This window comes from Acinetobacter sp. 809848, assembly GCF_000581275.1.
GTDB lineage: Bacteria > Pseudomonadota > Gammaproteobacteria > Pseudomonadales > Moraxellaceae > Acinetobacter > Acinetobacter pittii.
Genome location: NZ_JEXG01000140.1, coordinates 1 through 1,359 on the forward strand (window position 1 = coordinate 1; position 1,359 = coordinate 1,359).

Annotated in this window: 1 protein-coding gene and 1 pseudogene; both read right to left on the bottom strand. The window is 28.2% G+C overall.

Annotated features, from left to right (window positions below; translation table 11 throughout):
• Positions 1-139: 139 nt before the first annotated feature.
• Positions 140-934, bottom strand: a complete 795-nt coding sequence (locus tag J536_RS24405) for a hypothetical protein (protein ID WP_032063590.1) — start codon at positions 932-934, stop codon at positions 140-142.
• A 93-nt stretch (positions 935-1,027) separates the two neighbouring features.
• Positions 1,028-1,359 (bottom strand): annotated as a pseudogene (locus J536_RS24410) (cytochrome b); the annotation flags it as partial.

Consider the following 1,359-nt stretch of genomic DNA (forward strand, 5'->3'; position numbering starts at 1 on the left):
AAAATATTAAATTTAAATATTAAAGTAATATTCAAATTACCCACCCACTCTACAATTTTCTAAAGAATCAATTTTTCACTAATGGTTTAGCATTACCTATTTAGTTTATCTTTAATACAGGATATTAACTAAAGATTTCCTATTCTTTAATAGCTGAATCAAGGAGATCATATATTGCACTTTTCAAATTTTCACTATTATTTCTAGCAAAATATCGCAATAAATTAGAATCATTATCTAGACCTATATCTTCCCTCATAAGTAAAATTAAGTCTTTGTTTAAAGATTCTAGATTTTCTATTTGTTTAAAGCTTTCTTTCATCAATTTTTTTCTAAGTTCAAAAATAATTAAAAATAAATCTAAGTTTTCATCTATAAGATTATCCAAGTAAATACTTTTTTCTTTAAGTTTTTTAATTATTTCTTGATGTAATAGCTCATCTTTATCATTTATACCATTGAGTAAATTTTTTAACTCATCAACCTCTGCCTGAATTTTTTGTTGTTGAGCATTTTGGTTTTCATATTTAACCTCTTTATCTGAATAAGCAAAAATATTCTTCATAATAAATGCATGTAAATTAATATAATTTTCTTCAATTTCAAAAATTTTCAAAACTATCTTGCTTTCAGCCACCAACTTTATTTTATTTATGGATGATGAAAGAATACTTATACTTTCATGTTTATTTCTACTTTCTGGCTCATTAATAATTCTAACTAAAAATGTATGAACTTGAGATAGATGTTCAAAATAATCTAAATAAAGAGTTTTCTTTAGTTCGAGCTTAATTTTTAAATCATTTTGTTTTTCATCACTTTTGATCTTTTCGGAAGCAATTTTATAATTTGATCTACTATTTAGATATGCTCCAAGCAGTGTTCCCGATACTGCAATCAAAGTTATAACTATTGTTAATATTTGCTGATTCATAATGCTTAAATAAATTAAAATACTTAATTTACTTTAATAAAAAATAAGTGGAAAATCTATAACTTAGCATCTATAGCTTTAATTATATAAGCATAAAGTTACAGGCCAGTTACCTGCCGATAGCGTTGCCCATCCGAGCAATGGCAAACTAAACATCAAAATATAAAGCAGCCAATGTGATGCATGGGCCATAAACGCCTGCCAGCGCGGTACAGTCGGCGGCAAAGGGGGAATTGGAAAATAGAGTCGATTTATTAATCTAATGATGACCAATAATAAGATTGCGATTCCTAAAGGACGATGGATATCGATTAACCACGGACGCCAAGTGATTGAGGTTGTCATTCCCACACCAATAAATAGCATGGCCAAAATCGCTACTGCCATAAGCCAATGTAGTATTCGAGCAGTCAAATTAAAATGAC